The organism is Bacillus sp. RC251, from assembly GCF_044908765.1.
Classification (GTDB): domain Bacteria; phylum Bacillota; class Bacilli; order Bacillales; family Bacillaceae_G; genus Bacillus_A; species Bacillus_A wiedmannii.
This window is the reverse complement of the sequence record NZ_JBIYDP010000016.1, coordinates 63,653-81,824: the sequence shown is the minus strand read 5'-3', so window position 1 is coordinate 81,824 and position 18,172 is coordinate 63,653. Positions and strand designations below refer to the sequence as shown.

Sequence of the window (18,172 nt, the reverse complement as noted above, 5' to 3'; positions counted from 1 at the left end):
AAAGCAAATGGTTGGGCGAAAATAAGCTACCAAGGAAAAGAAGGTTATGTATCGCTAGAGTTTGTGAAGCTAGAAGCAGGAAAACAAGAAGAAAAGCCAGCGGAAGACATTACGAATGGAACGCAAGAAGTAGGAACAATCAATGCGACAAGTCTACGAGTAAGAAGTGCAGCGAATACAAGTAGCTCGATTCTCGGAAACTTAAAAAATGGAGAAAAAGTAACAGTACTAGGAAAAGCAAATGGTTGGGCGAAAATAAGCTACCAAGGAAAAGAAGGTTATGTATCGCTAGAGTTTGTGAAGCTAGAAGCAGGAAAACAAGAAGAAAAGCCAGCGGAAGACATTACGAATGGAACGCAAGAAGTAGGAACGATTAACGCGACAAGCTTACGAGTAAGAAGTGCGGCAAATACGAGCAGCACCATTTTAGGAACCCTAAAAAATGGAGAAAAAGTAACAGTACTAGGAAAAGCAAACGGCTGGGCGAAAATCAATTACCAAGGAAAAGAAGGGTATGTGTCGTTAGAGTTTATAACGATTGGTAAAGATTCCATAGATCCAACAAACCCAACAAACCCTGGACAGGTAATAGAAGAACGAGCCGTTGTAAATGCGTCTTTATTAAATGTACGTAAAGGTCCATCAACAGGTGCGGCAGCTGTCGGTCATTTGAAAAATGGAGAGACTGTTACGATCATAGGAAAAGAAAATGGCTGGGCAAAAATCCGTTTTAATGGCGGAGAGGGTTATGTTTCGTTACAGTTCTTAAAAGTTAAACAAGGTTCGTCTTCTTATGAAATTGTTACCTCATCACAAAAGGTTCAAAAACCAAATGAAGCGGAAGCAACACAAATTATGCAGAATATGAAAGAAGATGCTTACATTAAAAGTGACGGTAAAGTTGTAAATATGAAGCAAGGTTTCGTTCGTGCAAATGGTGTTATTAATATTTATGATATTACGACGGGTAAAAAGCTCACATATGTAAAGGGTGGAGCTGACCTGAAATTTGTAAAAGCTGTTGATGATCGTATTCATGTCCAAATTGATGGTATGACAGGTTATGTGAATATAAATGATGTTACATTACATCCGACAATGACTGGTGAGAAAACGTCGTATTATGCAACTAAAAATGGCAAGTTATATCATTATGTATACAATCCGGAAAATGGTAAACATGCAACGTATCAAATTGGTAATGCTCCGAAACATTTAAAAGAAGGAGAGCGTTACGAGGCTTTTGATAAGAAGCAAATTGGAGGACAAGATAGTTATCAATACTTTGAGTATATGCCACTTCGTGCAACATCTACTTATACAGGAGATGAAATTGATAATTTCTTACGTAAATCGAATGCAAAGAGTCCACTTATTGGATTAGGAAAATATTTTGTAAGTGCAGCAGAGAAATATAAGATGAATGCCGGTTACTTAGTGTCACATGCAATTTTAGAATCAGGATGGGGAACAAGTCGTATCGCGCAAGATAAGAAAAATTTATTTGGCTTTAGAGCGGTAGATTCAGATCCATACAATGGTGCAACTGGATTCAAAACATGGGAAGAAGGTATTGATTTTTGTGCGGCATATATAGATAAGCATTACTTAAATCCAAGTGGAAATACATATAATGGTGGAAACTTAGGAGATAAGGCACAAGGAATGAACGTCATGTATGCAAGTGATGAAAATTGGGGACAGCAAATTGCCTCGCTTATGTATAGAATTGATGCAATGAATGGAAGTAAAGATTTAAATAAATATCGACTTGGAACGTTAACGGCAGGTTCTCCGATATTCAAAAGTATGGCTGAAGGTCAGACTGGAATGACATCTCGCAACATTATGGTAGCCATTAAGAAAACAGTTAATACACCACAAGGATCGTATTATGAAATTGTCTCGGATAATAAAGAATACAACAGTGTCTACGTAAAAGCTGGATCTGTAAATCTTGTGAACTCTTATTAAAGGAAAACATCATCATTTCAATGCAGAAAAGTGAAGTTCATAATGTTAGAGGAAGTGACAGTGTGAAAAAATATATCGCATTTGATATTGGTGGCACACAGATTAAATATGGGATTATTTCAAAATCTGGGATATTACTAAATCACGAAACTACATTAACAGAGGCCCATTTAGGTGGGGAACAAATCGTTCAAAAGATTATTAGCTTGGCGGTGCAATTAATGAATGAACATGTTGTTTCTGGAATCGGTATTAGTACAGCTGGAATTGTAGATATTCATAGAGGAATCATAACTGGCGGCGTGGATCATATTCCACGCTATGCTGGTATTCCTATTATTGATAGATTACAAGCTGTATTAAAAGTTCCTATATCCATTGAAAATGATGTCAATTGTGCTTTGTTTGGAGAGATGTGGCAAGGTGTTGGAAGAGATGAAAATAATTGCATTATGCTTACCCTTGGAACGGGAATAGGGGGAGCTATTGTTATTAATAAAAAACTGTACAGAGGTCATTCATTTAGTGCTGGTGAATGGGGCAATATGTTGATCGAAGGGAAACAATTTGAAGAGGTTGCCTCGATTTCAGGGTTAATTTCTCTTGTGCGGAAGTATAAAGGTAGCGGGAATTGGAACGGTGAAAAAATTTTTGAATTATATGATCAGAAGGATAAAGAAGTTATACATGCCGTTCGAATATTCTTTAAACATTTAGCCATTGGAATTAGTAATCTTGCTTATATCTTCAATCCAAAAGTAATTATTATTGGTGGAGGGATTACTAATAGAGGTAATCGATTTTTAGAAGAAGTAAAGGAAGAGGTACGAAAATATTTAAATCCTGAGATTTATAGTAATTGCGAGATTAAAATCGCACAAAATCGTAATCACGCAGGAATAATTGGTTCGATTTACCACTTCTTACATCAATATAAATAAATGATATAGGTGTTTTCATATAATTGAGAATTTATTCTTTTTCTCAATAGATAAATAATGCTACAATATAAGAGAAGAATACAATATTTTCCGATTAGGAAAATGCTTTGTAGAAAGGAAGAAACTTCATGCCTATTATTTTAGAAAAAGGACAAAAGATCGATTTAACGAAAGGACAACCGAGAGTAGCAAAACTACAGGTTGGCTTAGGCTGGGATCCAATTGGGCAATCAGGTGGGTTTCTGTCTTCATTATTTGGAAGTAAACCGAATGTAGATTGTGATGCATCTGTTGTTATGTTAGAAGGGGATCGCTTTTTAAATAAAAACGATTTAGTTTACTTCGGAAACAAGCTTTCTACTTGTGGTAGTATTATTCATTCAGGAGATAATTTAACAGGTGAAGGCGCTGGTGATGACGAAACAATTTTCGTAGAATTACATAAAGTTCCGAGCCGTATTAATCGTTTAGTATTCGTTGTAAATATTTATGACTGTGTAAATCGTCGTCAAGATTTCGGGATGATTCGTAATGCATATATTCGGATTCAAAACCCGCAAACTGGTGAAGAATTAGCACGCTATAATTTATCGGATAATTATGCTGGCAAAACGACTCTAATTGCAGGTGAAATGTATCGCCACGGAAGTGAATGGAAGTTTTCAGCTGTTGGAGAAGGCACACAAGATAAAAACTTAAGTGAGATTGTATCACGTTATCAATAAAATAAACCTAGGAGGAATTGAATATGGCATCAATTTCATTGAAAAAAGGACAAAAGGTAGACTTAACAAAAACAAATCCAGGTCTTTCAAAAGTTCTTGTAGGACTTGGTTGGGATACGAATCGTTATGACGGACAAAACGATTTCGATTTAGATGTTAGTATTTTCTTAGTAGGTGCTAACGGTAAAGTTTCAGGGGCAGAGGATTTCGTCTTCTATAATAACCCAAAAGGTGCGAATGGTGCTGTCGAGCATTTAGGAGATAACCGAACTGGCGAAGGTGAAGGCGATGACGAATCGATTAAAGTAGATTTAAAAAATGTACCTGCACATATCGAACGTATTTGTTTCTCAATCACAATTTACGATGGAGAAGGTCGTAGCCAAAACTTCGGGCAAGTTTCTAACTCTTTCGTACGTATTTTAGATGAAGAAAAGAATGCAGAGTTAATTCGTTACGATTTAGGAGAAGATTTCTCTATTGAAACAGCTGTTGTAGTAGGGGAATTATACCGTCATGCAGGTGACTGGAAGTTCAATGCAATCGGAAGTGGATTCCAGGGCGGATTAGCGTCTCTATGTAATAATTTCGGTTTAGATGTAGAGTAATAGATTTTATATATCTATCGGTGAAACAGGTGTTTACTGATGGATATATTTTTTAAGATATCAAATATAGAGGTGAATATAAATGGTTATTCAATTGCAAAAAGGACAGAAGATTGATTTAGGTAAGACAAGCCCTGGCTTAACAAAAGCAGTAATTGGTCTTGGATGGGATATTAAATCTTATGACGGTGGATCAGATTTTGATTTAGATGCATCAGCATTCCTATTAGATGCGAACGGAAAATGCACAAAGGAAACTGACTTTATATTCTATAACAATTTACAGTCTCCTTGTGGATCTGTTCTACATACAGGGGATAACCGTACAGGTGAAGGTGAAGGCGACGATGAGCAACTTGTTGTAGACTTGAAGAAAGTTCCGGCAGATGTGCACAAAATTGCTATTACAGTTACAATTTATGATGGAGAAGGCCGTAATCAAAACTTTGGACAAGTTGGAAACGCATTCGTTCGTTTAGCGAATGAAGAAACGAGTGAAGAAGTTCTTCGTTTTGATTTAGGGGAAGATTTCTCCATTGAAACAGCAGTTGTCTTTTGTGAATTATACCGTCATAATGGACAGTGGAAGTTTAATGCAGTAGGAAGCGGTTTCCAAGGTGGCTTAGGTGCGCTTGTAAGAGCGTATGGCTTGGATGCATAAGAAGGGAAACGATATTCGTTTCCTTTTTTTGACCTTTCTATAAATCTAGCAAAGAATAGGGGATAAAGGTAAGATGAGTATTTTGCAAGGGATCCTTGATACGTATGCTCAGTTTTTCGACTTGGACATGTGGATTAAAGTGTTGCAAGATCCAGTATCTTGGGGATTAATAGGTACACTTGTTGTGCTTGAAGGGTTGTTATCTGCTGATAACGCACTTGTATTAGCGGTAATGGTAAAACACCTTCCGGAAGAAAAGCGTAAAAAAGCATTATTCTATGGACTTATTGGAGCTTATGTATTCCGTTTTATTGCGATTGGAATTGGAATGTTCTTAATTAAATTGGCGTGGGTAAAAGTGTTAGGTGCACTTTACTTAGCTTGGCTTTCAGTTAAATACTTCATTGATAAAAGAAAAGGTAATGCAGAAGAAGAAGAAGCTCATGGTATGAACCAAAACAGTATTCTCTTCAGAATGTTTGGTGTCTTCTGGGGAACAGTTGCGATGGTTGAATTAATGGATATCGCGTTCTCGGTAGATAGCGTACTTGCTGCATTTGGTGTATCAAATGAAGTTTGGATTCTATTATTAGGTGGAATGCTCGGTATTTTAATGATGCGTGGTATCGCTGGTGTATTCTTAAAATTGTTAGAGCGTATTCCAGAACTTGAAACGACAGCATATATTTTAATCTTAATTATTGCAGCAAAAATGTTACTGTCTGTTATTCATATTGAAATAAGTCATATGCTATTCTTTATCATTTTAGTTGTAGCATTTGGAGCAACATTTATACTTCACTACATGAAGAATTCTGGACAAGCTAAAGAAGAAGTTGCAGCTACTAAAAATAATCATAAATAATTGAAATGGGTTTGCTCGTTATGCGAGCGCCCATTTTTTATAACTAAAAATAGTTTATAATAGAAGAGAGACTTTATAAAAAAAGTAAATGTTTTTGGAGGTGAACTGTTGTGTTTTCACGTTTTACACTTCAACCATGTGCATTAAAAGACGAATCAGATTTAAAGCAATTTGAAGCACTTTTAGAAAAACGCCCACAATATGAACTGACAGAGAATGAGATGAAGTTTAGTTATATAGCAACTCGTATTCTTGGTGTTCCTAATGATGTAGATGAATATTTCAATGAGCTATTTGATTATAGCGAAGTGAAAGGGATCGTGGTTTTGCATGAACAAAATTTAAATAAGGTGATTGATCCCGAAAAACTGCGCCATATTCAAGAGGTTTTTACATTACATCAAGAAGCACCGAATGGCCTTACAGTAAATAGGCTTGTCGCCCATCTGTCTGGAAAACAACTATTACCACAAGTAGACAATCCTGACTTACAGCATTATATATATACGACGTTTATTTCTGTATTGAAATTGTATGAAAAACAACATAACCAATCATTAAAAACAGAAGGATTCCGTCGTTTCTTAATCGATATGATTAAGTTAAGTGACAATTACGTAGCGAAGTGGTTCTCTACGATTAATTATAAGAAACAAATGCCGCGCATTATTTGGTACGGTGATGCACAGGAAAGCCGTATATATTTCTTATACTTTCTTATTATGCTCGGTTGCGATGTACTTTATTATCACCCAGAAGGAAAAGATGGATTTGAGAATGTTGATGAGGAAGGAAGAAGTTTTGTTGTGTCTCATCCAGGTCGGATTTCTCTTGAGCCATTTCCAGATCGCCGCCGTGAGCGAGTTGCGACAGTAGCCTATCAGGCTTCAAAAGAAATTGAACAAGTACTTCACCATGATAACTCACTGCTGTACAAGCCGTGGCAATTTCGTTCCTATACGCCTGTAGCTCGTACGCTCAAAACAACGTATGATGAACTCTTTTTAATTACGAAAGAAAAGGCATTTGTGCGTCCAACATTCTTTGTTGAAAATAAACACATTTATATCCCTTCTTTATTTGCGAAAATATCAGGTGTCTCAAAAAATGATAAAGAATATTTTCAGCGATTAAAGGCTATTACATCATTTGATAACAGTTTATTAATTAATACATTTCCGTTTACGAAAGAACAAAAAGCGAATTTCCAATATCATTACCGAGATGCGTTAGACCGTGGGGGGAAATTACACCCTGATTTAATTATGAACAGTCATTGGTGGCCACATAAACGTTTGCCAGAAGGATTGCAACATGGTATTGCAGAGGCGATCATTCATACGTGCGAAAGTGAAATGTGTAAACCCATTGCGAAAGAGACGAAACAAGATGTAGCACTGTATGTTTTCGCACAGCTTTCTCAAATACCGCCGAACATTTTAGAGCAACTTGAGAAATTTGATTACTCGCAAGAAGTACCGAAAATTGTTATATTTAATAATGAGAAGAGCGGAGAATTAAGCCGTTCAGATGCTGTTTTATTACTATTTTTAAATCAAATTGGAGTAGATGTATTCCATTTCAATCCAACGGGAAGAAACGATATCGAACCGTATATTGAAGCAGGAGCATTTGATTCGCATTGGCTTGAAGAAGTTAATTTCGATCTTGAGTTTCATGGTTCATCAGCCTATAAAAATTTATCACAAACAATAAAAGGGCTATTTCGTCCATTTTTATAAGGAAAGGGAGAATACCATATGAATAACCCAGTCATACTAGATTCGAAAACAGAATTAAATGAGCAAACGGCACAAGATGTTCGTTTACAACTTAGACAAGATGCAGAAGTACAACGTATTTATAATGCAGTAGATATTAAAGATCAGTTAGAATTAATCGAGCTTGGAAAAGAACCATCTATGGAAATTTCACGTTTCGCTGATCAAATTTTACATACAATGTCTTTATCAAAAATAGAAGACTCTGGAGAATTATTAAAACAGCTTGGTAAAATTATGGACAGATTCGATAGCAAAGACTTTGCGGAAGAGAAAAGCGGTTTCTTCTCACGTATGTTCAAAAAAGCTGATAAAATGATTGAACAGATCTTTAGTAAGTACCAAACAATGGGTCGCGAAATGGATAAAGTATACGTAGAAATTACAAAGTATCAAGATGAAATGAAAAAATCAATCGGTACGTTAGATGGTTTATATGAGCAAAATTTAAAATATTATTTAGACTTAGAAAAGTATGTAGTAGCAGGGGAAATGTTATTAGAGCGTTTAAATACAGAGTTGGTTCCAATGTACGAAGAGCGTGTGCGTAACAATGACCAATTAGCAGGTATTGAATTAGAATCACTGAAAAACTCTGTTGAAATTTTAGAGCAGCGTATTGATGATTTAGAAAAAGCACGTATGGTTGCGCTACTTACAGCACCACAAATTCGTATGGTTCAACGTGGTAATAATAAATTAATTGGTAAAATCAATACAGCATTTATTACAACGATTCCTATCTTTAAAAATGGTATTATTCAAGCGGTAAATGCGAAACGTCAAAAGCTTGTTGCAGATTCTATGGCTGAACTGGATCGTCGTACAAATGAATTACTTAAGAAAAATGCACAAAATATCGCAACGCAAAGTGTGGAAGTAGCGAGATTATCAGGTTCTTCTAGTATTAAGATGGAAACACTTGAGGAAACTTGGAACATTATTTCAAGAGGTATGCAAGAAACACAACAAATTGAAGAGCAAAATAAACGTGAGCGCGAAGAAAGCCGCAAGCGTATGGCTACGTTAACGGAGAACATAAAAAAAGAATTACAAGGATAAAGTGAAACTTTAATCAGCGGGGACATCTCCCACAAATAATGAAATAAATGAAAAGGCAATGAGGAATAATCCTCATTGCCTTTTAGTTTCTCTTTACTAATTTAATGATATCATTCACAACAAGTGGAATGATACTTAAGAAGAGAACAAATCCCCAATCTCGCATCGTTAATGCATGTACACCGAATATATTTGCAAGAGGTGGGATGGAGATAATACACACTTGCATAAGAACACCGATAAGAAGGGAGAAGACTAAATATTTATTTGTAAAGATCCCAATTGAAAAAATGGATTTCGTTCTTGAACGCAAGTTAAATGAATGAACGAGCTGAGAAAAACTAAGAACGACAAATGCCATTGTTTGAGCGTGTAATAGAGCATCTTCATCAATTTTCTCTGGGAAAAGAGGAAATAAATTTGTATCTCCGGTATAGAATTTTGCCCCGCTGATAAAGGCTGTTAGCGTTAAAAGTCCAATGACAACTCCATTGAAAATAAGAAAAGGAACGCTACCACTAAATAAGCTTTCTTTCGCATGTCGTGGTTTTTCCTTCATCACATCTGGATCTTCAGGGTCAACCCCAAGTGATAATGCAGGCAGTGTATCTGTAATCAAATTGACCCACAAAATGTGAATAGGTCGTAGTGGTGTTGCCCAACCGAGTAAAATAGCTAAAAATAAAGCGATAATTTCTCCAAAGTTACAAGAGAGTAGGAAGAGAATTGATTTTTTTATGTTACGATAAATATTTCTACCTTCCTCAACAGCTTTCACTATAGATGAGAAATTATCATCTGTTAACACTACATCCGCTGCCCCTTTTGCAACGTCTGTTCCTGTAATGCCCATCGCTACGCCAACATCAGCCTGCTTTAAAGATGGAGCATCATTGACACCATCACCAGTCATAGAAACGATATTTCCTTTTGCACGTAATGCTTTTACAATCTTTACTTTATGCTCTGGAGAGACCCTAGCGAATACATTTAAGTGATCAATTTTGCTTGCTAGCTCTGTATCTGAAATGTTATCTAATTCAGTTCCAATCATAATTTCAGATATGTCTTCAGCAATGCCAAGTTCTTTGGCAATGGCGAAGGCGGTATCTTTATGGTCACCAGTAATCATAACTGTGCGAATACCGGCCTTTTTACATTCTGTAATTGAATCTTTTACTTCGGTTCGCGGTGGATCAATCATACCGACAAGACCAATAAAGATGAGATTTTCTTCAAGATGATCTATAACCACATCGTTTGAATTGTATTGTTTAAATGCGAATGAAAGTACTCTTAAAGCCTCTTGAGACATTGCCCCGGCAGCTTCTAATATTTGATTTTTATCAGCATCTGTTAGAATCTCGATTTTACCGTTTTTAAATATGTGGGTACATCGAGGTAAGAGTTTATCAATAGCACCTTTTGTCATACTATAGTAGCTTTCATCGTATGTATGAACGGTTGACATCATTTTACGATCTGAATCGAAAGGTAGCTCGTTAACACGTTCATGTATCTGTTCTAAATGATCCTTTTGCATGTTAAAAGTGCTTCCGGCAACGAGAAGGGCGATTTCTGTAGGGTCCCCTGTTTGTGAATCGGAACCGTAAGACGCATCGTTGCATAGCACCATATTTTCTAACAAGAGACGTTGTACATCATTATTTACATTTAAGTTTTCTAAGTGGTCGTATGTGTTATCACTATAAAAGTGAGTAACGGTCATTTTATTTTGCGTTAACGTACCTGTTTTATCTGAACAAATAATTGTGACAGAACCGAGAGCTTCGACAGCTGGTAGCTTACGAATGATAACATTTTGTTTAATCATTCGCTGCACACCAATTGCAAGAACGATGGAAACGATAGCCGGCAAGCCTTCTGGAATAGCTGCAACGGCTAAACTAATAGCAGTCATAAACATTTCTAACGTATCTCGTCCTTGTAAAAAACCGATGATAAACATAATGACGCAAATAGATACAGCGACAAAGCCTAAATACTTTCCGACTTGTGCTAAGCTCTTTTGAAGTGGTGTCATATCATCGTCGGCTTCATGTAAAAGGGTAGCAATCTTACCAATTTGTGAGTTCATTCCCGTTTCAACAGCGACACCGACTCCGCGCCCATATGTTACTAGTGTCGACATAAAGGCCATATTTTTTTGATCGCCTAACGGTACTTGCTCATCACTTTGCATAGAAGGGTGGTAAATTGCATCTTTATCAACAGGGACAGATTCACCAGTTAGAGCAGATTCTTCAACTTTTAAATTTGCGGTTTCGATAAGTCGCAAGTCACATGGGATATAACGTCCTGCATCCAGCATGACAATATCACCTGGAACGACTTGTTCAGATTGAATTTCTTTTAGTTCACCATCTCGCTTGACGATAGCTTTAGGTGTCGCCATCTTTTTCAATGCCTCTAAAGCTTGTTCTGCTTTCGATTCTTGGATGACACCGATAACAGCGTTTAAAACTACAACGAGCGCGATAATACTTGCATCAGCCCATTCGCCTACAAAGGCAGAAATAAGGGCAGCAATAATAAGGACATATACGAGGACGTCATTAATTTGGGCGAAAATACGCTGCCATAACGTGCGTTTTTGTTTTGTAGCTAATTCATTAGAACCGTATTGCTTTAAACGTTCATTTACAATTTCATCTGTTAAACCGTGTTGTTCGTTTGTTTCTAAGTCGATTAATGTTTGATCTTTCGTCTTACTGTACCAATTGCTCATAAGTAAGCACCTCCAGTAAAAACAGTTAGCAATGGTAGTGTTGCTATTATTTGTAAGTAGTATGTATGGAGAAAAAATCTAAGGTGAGGTTCTACTTCCATTGTACAATATTTTACAGTTGGTTGAGGGAAAGAGAAGAGTTGTCATGAATTTGTTGGAAATAAAAAAGAGCCCCATAGTGAGGCTTTTTACTTTTTAATTAATGTACCTAATTCTTCTGTAATAGCTTGCATTTCACTAATGCTGAATGTTTCACGTTTCATAACGTGCTCATAGATGTCACGTAAGTCTTCGTACATTTCTTCATTAAAGCTAGCAGCTCTCATCGCTCCAGCATTAACCATACGTAATTTTTCTTTAATAGCTTCAACCATATATTCAACATTTTCTTCTGACTTTACGGATAAATCCACCGAAGTGTCCCCCTTTAAAATAACATAAGGATATCTTAACATTTTTTATCATTTTCGTTAATGAATCTTTTCAATCCTATTAAATTAGTAGGTATTTCCTTTATAATTAATAATTGGTTGTTTATACTATAAGTATATATAAAGAAATGCACCAAGAAGGGAAGAACAAAAATATGGTTCAAGTATTGTTTGTTTGTCTTGGGAACATTTGCCGTTCACCGATTGCAGAAGCAATTTTTCGAGATCTTGTCGTAAAAGAGGGACTCGAGGAGAAAATTGTCATTGATTCTGCAGGAACTGGAGATTGGCATGTTGGCCATCCGCCACATAAAGGAACACAAAAAATTTTAAAAGAAAATGCAGTCACTTTTGAAGGAATTAAAGCAAGGCAAGTAGAAAAAGAAGACTTAACAAAGTTTGATTATATTATTGCCATGGACAACAAGAATATAGCAGATTTAAAAAGTTTAGGTAAAACTGGAGGCTATATTGGTAGACTGTCCGATTTTGTTCCAGACGGTGGCTGGACAGACGTTCCCGACCCTTACTATACAGGGAATTTCCAAGAAGTATATGACCTTGTAACAGAAGGGTGTGCAAAGCTATTAGCTTTCATTCGAAATGAACAAGGAATATGAGGAAGCTTAGAAAGAAATACTTTCTAACATAAGAAATGAAAGGGTGAAGGAATATGGCAAAGAAAAATAATATTGCTCGAAACATTGCGATTGGTGTAGCTGCAGGTGTGGCTGTATCTATGTTGAAGAAGGAAAACCGTGAAAAAGTAAAAAATACTGCGGAAAAAGCAAAAACAAAGATGATTGAAATCGGTGAAAATGCGAAGATAAAAGAAAAAGTGCAAACTGTTACAGATAAAGGACGCGAACTCGCTGACTTCAATGTAGTAAAAGCGAAAGTAGCAGAAATTAAAAAATTGACGCCGTCTGTTGTAGAGACGTTAAAAGAAACGAAAGAAATTTTTAGTAAGAAAAAGGTTGAGCCAGCAGAGAAGCCAGAAACGATTGAAATTCAAGCTGTATCTTCAAAGGTAGATGAGCTGAAAGCAGAAGAAGAGCCAATAGTTGCTGAAGAGGGCGGTATGAAAGAAGCGCGTGAACTATTTATGAAAGACTCAAATGTAGAGGAAAAAAAAACTGAAGCGTACATTGAGTTGAAGCAAGATAAAGAAGAGAAGAAAAGCGTTTAAACATATATGAGAAAAATTTTAGAAAAGGTGAGAAGAAATCGTACTTATTCGTTTGGTAAAGATTTGTATGACCGGACGATGCGCGATGATGTAGCGGGCTTGGCAGCACAGCTCGCTTATTTCTTCTTGCTTGCAATTTTTCCTGGGCTCGTTTTCTTAATTACGCTTCTTGGATTTATTCCCATTCAAACAGAGGATGTGCTTAGTTTATTAGAGGTTTATGTACCAGATGATGCAATGAACTTAATTGAGGTAAATGTAGATAAAGTTGTAAATGAGCAAAATGGTGGTTTATTATCATTTGGTTTATTATCCATGTTATGGTTTGCCTCAAATGGTGTTAATGCGGTTATGAATGCTTTTAATCGTGCGTATGATGTAACAGAAACACGTTCCTTTATTAAAACGAGAGCTTTATCCATTGTGTTTACATTAGCGATTATTTTTATGATTGTGTTTGCGCTAATTGTTCCAGTATTTGGACAAGTCATTGGAGCAGCGGTGTTTAAAGCACTCGGTTTATCAGATAGTTTCTCTTTCGTATGGAGCATTACACGCTTAGTAGCGAGTTTCTTCGTACTATTTGCCTTGTTTAGTTTCTTATATACATTTGCACCAGATCGAAAGTTAAAAAGAAGAGAAGTCATTTCAGGAGCAACATTTGCTACTGTAGGATGGATTGTGGTATCGTACTCATTTGCTTATTATGTAGATAAGTTTGCAAATTACGCCAATACATATGGCGGTCTCGGTGGTATCATTATTTTAATGTTATGGTTTTACTTAACTGGATGGGTAATTTTACTTGGCGGTGAAATTAATGGTTTACTCCATCATTATAGGACGGGTGACAATAATTCCCGTAATGAAAAATGACCTCTTGTTCCATAATAATAGGGAACAGGGGGCTATCTCATGAGTAATAATAAAAAGAACCACAACAACAAAAATAACAATAAACAAAAGAGCAGTTCGCATCCAAAGCATAAAACGAGTAGTAGTGCGAACGGGCATAATAGCTACCATTAAAAAAACGGGTCCTCTATGAGGGACCCGTTTCTTATTTGTTTCCTTTTAATAATCGTAAGCCATTCAAAATGACAAGAATTGTACTTCCTTCATGCCCAATAACACCGAATGGAAGAGCTAAAAATTGCAAGAAGTTTGAACAAATCAGCATTGCAATTACAGCTAGTGAAAAGATTACGTTTTGCTTTACAATACGATTCATTCGTTTTGATAAGCGGATCGCTTGAGAAAGTCGAGATAATTCGTTTTTCATAAGTACAACGTCTGCAGTTTCTAAAGCTACGTCTGTTCCTTCTCCCATTGCTACACCAATGCTAGCAGTAGCGAGTGCAGGGGCATCATTTATACCATCTCCGACCATTGCTACTGTCCCGTATTTTTCCTTTAGCTTTTTAATCGTTTCAACTTTTGTTTCTGGTAAGCATGATGCGTAATATTCTTTTATATTACTTTCAGAGGCAATAGCTTTTGCCGTTTCTTCATTATCTCCAGTAATCATAATTGCCTCGACACCGATGCTTTGTAATTCGCGAATAGCAGCTATTGTTTCTTGGCGAAGTGTATCTTTTAAAGCGATAAGTCCAAGAATGCCTCTCTCATCACTAATATAAACGACAGTTTTACCTTCTTTTTCAAGTGAGGCAGAAATACCATTATGAAATGTCTTTGTTTCTTCACCGATAAAGTCAGCTTTACCTATTTTATAAGCTTTGTTTTCAAATATTCCTTTGAGTCCAAAACCAGTTACATCTTCAACATTTTCTGGTTTTTTTAATGCAATGTCATACGCATGTTGTGCATATTTAACGATAGATTCAGCTAAAGGGTGGGTAGAGTGACTTTCAATTGATGCTGTAATAGAAAGTACTTCTTTTTCTGTCATACTTTCTCGAACATATACATCTGTTACGGTAGGTTTTCCTTGTGTTAATGTTCCTGTTTTATCAAAGGCGATCGCTTTTACTGAAGCGAGGCGTTCTAAATGTATGCCACCTTTAAAGAGAATTCCATTTCTTGCTCCGTTAGAAATTGCAGATAATGTTGCTGGTGTAATGGCAGCAACGAGTGCACAAGGAGATGCGACTACAAGTAAGATCATAGCGCGATAAAACGTTTCATTCCAGCTCCAGTCAAGTAAGAAATGAGGGACGAACATCATAAGCGCAACAACGAGTAGTACACCTTTTACGTATGTTCCTTCAAACTTTTCGATGAATAGTTGTGATGGTGATTTTTCACTTTGTGCACTTTGGACGAGACGGATAATCTTTTGGAATAATGTTTGATCGCTCGGCTTCGTAATCTTAACTTCGATAGCACCGCGTAAATTTACAGTACCGGCAAATACTTCATCGCCATATTTTTTTTCATTTGGAATAGGTTCTCCAGTAATTGTTGCTTCATCGATATTTGTTTCACCGTTATGAATCGTACCGTCAGCAGGAACGCGCTCACCTGGCTTAATTAAAATAATGTCGTTAATTTGTAATCGTCCAACAGGAACACGTTCTTCGGTTCCATTTGAAATACGTAATGCTTCTTCAGGTTGTAAATCAAGAAGCGCTGAAATTTCTTTTTGACTTTTACTTAATGTATAAGATTCCATCGCACCGCTTAGTGCGAAGATAAAGATTAAAATTGCACCTTCTGCCCAGTAGCCAATGATTGCAGCACCGATAGCAGCAAAGAGCATGAGCATTTCGACATTTAGCTCTTTCTCTTCAATGGTATCTTCAATACCTTCTTTCGCTTTTGCATATCCACCAACTATATAAGCAAGGATATAGCAAGTAATGCCTACATTCATTGCATCGTTCTTTGTGAATAACCAACCAGCTAAAATGAAAATACCAGATGCGATTGCAAATATAAGTTCATAATGTTTCTTTAATGTATCCCATAAAGAGGGATGAGAAATAGACTTTTGTACTTGTAATGTTTTTACTTCTGAGTTCATTACTACTCGCTCCTTCCAAATTCTTATTGAGAAAAAGAATCAAAATCGAAAGCCCTATAAAACGACGAAAGCTGCCATCCATAATGGATAGCAGCATTTCTGTTGAATCTGATTTTAATAGTTATTATGTTGTAATTATTCTATAGTATATCATATGTTTTCGTTAGATGATATGTTTTGTTTGCGTATAAACTGAAAACTTGTGTTTTCACACTTCCTTTGGTATATATGAATATTGTTCATAAAAAGATCGGAAAGGAAGACAACAAGTGAAGACAGAGAAATTTTTTACCCATCCGATTGGCGTACTAATTGCTGCAATAGTAGCGACTTTTTTATGGGGGAGCGCATTCCCGTTTATTAAATTAAGTTATGCTGAACTTGGAATTCAGCCACAAGAAGTTGGGGAGCAAATATTATTTGCTGGTTATCGTTTCTTTTTATCTGGAGTCATACTCTTATTCTTCTTTAAAGTGTTAGGAAAAGATATGAGCTTCAAAAAAGGAACGGGGAAGCAGTTAGTACAAATTGGTTTATTTCAAACATTTCTTCAATATATATGTTTTTATATTGGAATGAGTTATAGTTCTGGTATTGAAGGAGCTATCATTTCAGGAACATCATCATTCTTTCAAATTTTACTCGCTCACTTTTTATATAAAGATGATGCGCTCAATATGAGAAAAATAATTGGGGTCTCTATCGGCTTTTGTGGTGTCATTTTAGTAAATGTACCGAGTGATGGTAGTTTGTCATTCCATTTCGGAATCGGTAGCTTATTACTTCTTAGTGCAGCAATGTTGTATTCATATGGAAACATATTGGCGAAAGAAGGTAGCAAAACATTAGATGTTGGCTATATGACAGCATACCAAATGATTTTTGGTTCTATCGGGCTATTATGTATAGGGGCTTTGCAAGTTGGAGCCATGCCATTTACATTTAGTGTACATGCAATACTTATAATTCTCTACTTATCTTTCTTATCCGCAGCAGGCTTTTGCATTTGGAATACAATTATGAAGTATAACAAGGTTGGAAAAGTATCAATGTACATGTTCTTTATACCCGTATTTGGTGTGTTATTATCGAGCATGATTTTAGGAGAAGCAATTCATTCATTTGTATTATTCGGTTTAGCATGTGTAGCCGCGGGAATTATCGTGGTGAATCGGACGACAGCTAAGCAGAAAAGGGCGAACGAAAAACAAGTAGCATAGATAACAGGAAAACGATTACAATGGAAGAACAGTACTGTTCTTCTTTTTTTATATAGAAAAAGGATAATAGACTAGGTGTAACGAAAAAAGATACAAAAAGCATTTATTGAGGAGAACATGTTATGAATCTATTTTACATGGTGTTAATTGGACAAATCATTCTTTTTTTAATTGGTGCAATGTACGCAATAGGACAGACAAAAAAAACAAGAAATAATATGCCGTTACCTTTAGCGGTGCGTCTTATTCTTAGTTTTTCTTTAACAGCAAGTGCAATTTTGATATGGTTACAAGATCCATCAGTAGAGTATAGTACGTGGGTTGCACTAGGTATGACATTATCAACTGTAGGAGATTTATTTATGGCAGGTTTGATTCCAATTGGTCATCGATTAATTGGAGGGATGATTACTTTTGCCCTTGCGCATTGTTTTTATGTAAAAGCATTTTTGCAAACAGGCATCTCATGGAATGGTTTTTGGATTGGTTTACTCGTATACGGACTCTTTCTAATTATAGGATGGTTCTTTTTTATACGAAATGATAAACAAGATAAATTGTTTACGATAGGAGCTCTAATTTACGGATTGTGGGTTGGAGGAATGGCTTGCTTTGCATTCGCCCTATACTATGAGAATATAGGAATATGGTGGATACCGGCTTTTGGTGGTTTACTATTTGTGATTTCTGATTTTATTATAGGTGTGACAGATATTGGAGGACGCAAATTAAAGTATGAACCACTTTGGATTTGGTTTACATATGTAGCGGCTCAAATGTGTATTGTATATGTGGGAATATAAAAAGATACTCTCAAAATAGTGGATAGACTATTTTGAGGGTATCTTTTTTACTGCTTGCAAATAGTGAGGTAAATATAGATTATGGTATATAAAAATAATAAATTTATGAGGATGTTATTTTTAAGTTTGCAATATTACAATTTTATAATTCAGAATTTTGTGGAAATCACACAGTTG

16 protein-coding genes are annotated in these 18,172 nt (G+C 36.1%); 13 read left to right on the top strand and 3 right to left on the bottom strand.

Annotated elements, in window-relative coordinates; all coding sequences use genetic code 11:
* The 8 genes from ABH961_RS27420 to ABH961_RS27385 form a co-directional block, all read left to right on the top strand.
* Positions 1-1,974, top strand: a 1,974-nt coding sequence (locus ABH961_RS27420) for an SH3 domain-containing protein (RefSeq protein WP_404520431.1), incomplete at its 5' end; no start/stop codon positions are given.
* A gap of 62 nt (positions 1,975-2,036) precedes the next feature.
* Positions 2,037-2,915 carry an ROK family protein gene (locus ABH961_RS27415; protein WP_098079822.1) on the top strand — a complete coding sequence of 293 codons (879 nt, stop codon included), beginning with the start codon at positions 2,037-2,039 and terminating at the stop codon, positions 2,913-2,915.
* A gap of 128 nt (positions 2,916-3,043) precedes the next feature.
* Entirely contained in the window at positions 3,044-3,640 is a 597-nt protein-coding gene (locus ABH961_RS27410) for a TerD family protein (protein WP_001121597.1), read from the top strand.
* 23 nt (positions 3,641-3,663) lie between these two features.
* The gene (locus tag ABH961_RS27405; RefSeq protein WP_000146727.1) at positions 3,664-4,248 is read left to right on the top strand and encodes a TerD family protein; all 585 of its coding nucleotides are present in this window, start codon (positions 3,664-3,666) and stop codon (positions 4,246-4,248) included.
* A gap of 82 nt (positions 4,249-4,330) precedes the next feature.
* Positions 4,331-4,909 (top strand): TerD family protein, encoded by a 579-nt coding sequence (locus ABH961_RS27400; RefSeq protein WP_000236650.1) that lies wholly within the window; start codon positions 4,331-4,333, stop codon positions 4,907-4,909.
* Between the two features lie 73 nt (positions 4,910-4,982).
* The gene (locus tag ABH961_RS27395) at positions 4,983-5,774 is read left to right on the top strand and encodes a TerC family protein (protein WP_046958168.1); all 792 of its coding nucleotides are present in this window, start codon (positions 4,983-4,985) and stop codon (positions 5,772-5,774) included.
* 110 nt (positions 5,775-5,884) lie between these two features.
* Positions 5,885-7,516 carry a YceG family protein gene (locus ABH961_RS27390; protein ID WP_048542152.1) on the top strand — a complete coding sequence of 544 codons (1,632 nt, stop codon included), beginning with the start codon at positions 5,885-5,887 and terminating at the stop codon, positions 7,514-7,516.
* A gap of 18 nt (positions 7,517-7,534) precedes the next feature.
* Positions 7,535-8,617, top strand: coding sequence for a toxic anion resistance protein (locus ABH961_RS27385; protein ID WP_001064402.1), 1,083 nt, complete (start codon positions 7,535-7,537; stop codon positions 8,615-8,617).
* An 82-nt stretch (positions 8,618-8,699) separates the two neighbouring features.
* Here the strand turns inward: ABH961_RS27385 and ABH961_RS27380 are convergent, their stop codons facing one another.
* Both ABH961_RS27380 and ABH961_RS27375 read right to left on the bottom strand, forming a co-directional pair.
* The gene (locus tag ABH961_RS27380) at positions 8,700-11,366 is read right to left on the bottom strand and encodes a cation-translocating P-type ATPase (protein ID WP_098079818.1); all 2,667 of its coding nucleotides are present in this window, start codon (positions 11,364-11,366) and stop codon (positions 8,700-8,702) included.
* Between the two features lie 188 nt (positions 11,367-11,554).
* Positions 11,555-11,779: a DUF1128 domain-containing protein gene (locus ABH961_RS27375; protein ID WP_000366197.1), complete on the bottom strand. Its 225-nt coding sequence runs from the start codon at positions 11,777-11,779 to the stop codon at positions 11,555-11,557.
* Positions 11,780-11,952: 173 nt separating this feature from the next.
* On the opposite strand from ABH961_RS27375, the gene ABH961_RS27370 reads away from it, so the two are divergent.
* From ABH961_RS27370 to ABH961_RS27360, 3 genes are read left to right on the top strand one after another with little or no spacing between them, the layout of a single operon-like run.
* Positions 11,953-12,417, top strand: coding sequence for a low molecular weight protein-tyrosine-phosphatase (locus ABH961_RS27370; RefSeq protein WP_098079816.1), 465 nt, complete (start codon positions 11,953-11,955; stop codon positions 12,415-12,417).
* Between the two features lie 53 nt (positions 12,418-12,470).
* A complete protein-coding gene (locus tag ABH961_RS27365) occupies positions 12,471-12,986 on the top strand; it encodes a DUF4075 domain-containing protein (protein WP_001085384.1) in 516 nt (171 codons plus the stop codon).
* A gap of 6 nt (positions 12,987-12,992) precedes the next feature.
* The gene (locus ABH961_RS27360; RefSeq protein WP_048542149.1) at positions 12,993-13,862 is read left to right on the top strand and encodes a YihY/virulence factor BrkB family protein; all 870 of its coding nucleotides are present in this window, start codon (positions 12,993-12,995) and stop codon (positions 13,860-13,862) included.
* 184 nt (positions 13,863-14,046) lie between these two features.
* Here the strand turns inward: ABH961_RS27360 and ABH961_RS27355 are convergent, their stop codons facing one another.
* The gene (locus tag ABH961_RS27355) at positions 14,047-15,972 is read right to left on the bottom strand and encodes a heavy metal translocating P-type ATPase (RefSeq protein ID WP_098068161.1); all 1,926 of its coding nucleotides are present in this window, start codon (positions 15,970-15,972) and stop codon (positions 14,047-14,049) included.
* A 269-nt stretch (positions 15,973-16,241) separates the two neighbouring features.
* Between ABH961_RS27355 and ABH961_RS27350 the strand changes: the two genes are divergently transcribed.
* Positions 16,242-17,192, top strand: coding sequence for a DMT family transporter (locus ABH961_RS27350; RefSeq protein ID WP_098079814.1), 951 nt, complete (start codon positions 16,242-16,244; stop codon positions 17,190-17,192).
* A gap of 122 nt (positions 17,193-17,314) precedes the next feature.
* On the top strand, positions 17,315-17,995 hold the full coding sequence (locus ABH961_RS27345; RefSeq protein ID WP_048542140.1) for a lysoplasmalogenase: 681 nt from the start codon (positions 17,315-17,317) through the stop codon (positions 17,993-17,995).
* The last annotated feature ends 177 nt before the right edge of the window (positions 17,996-18,172 follow it).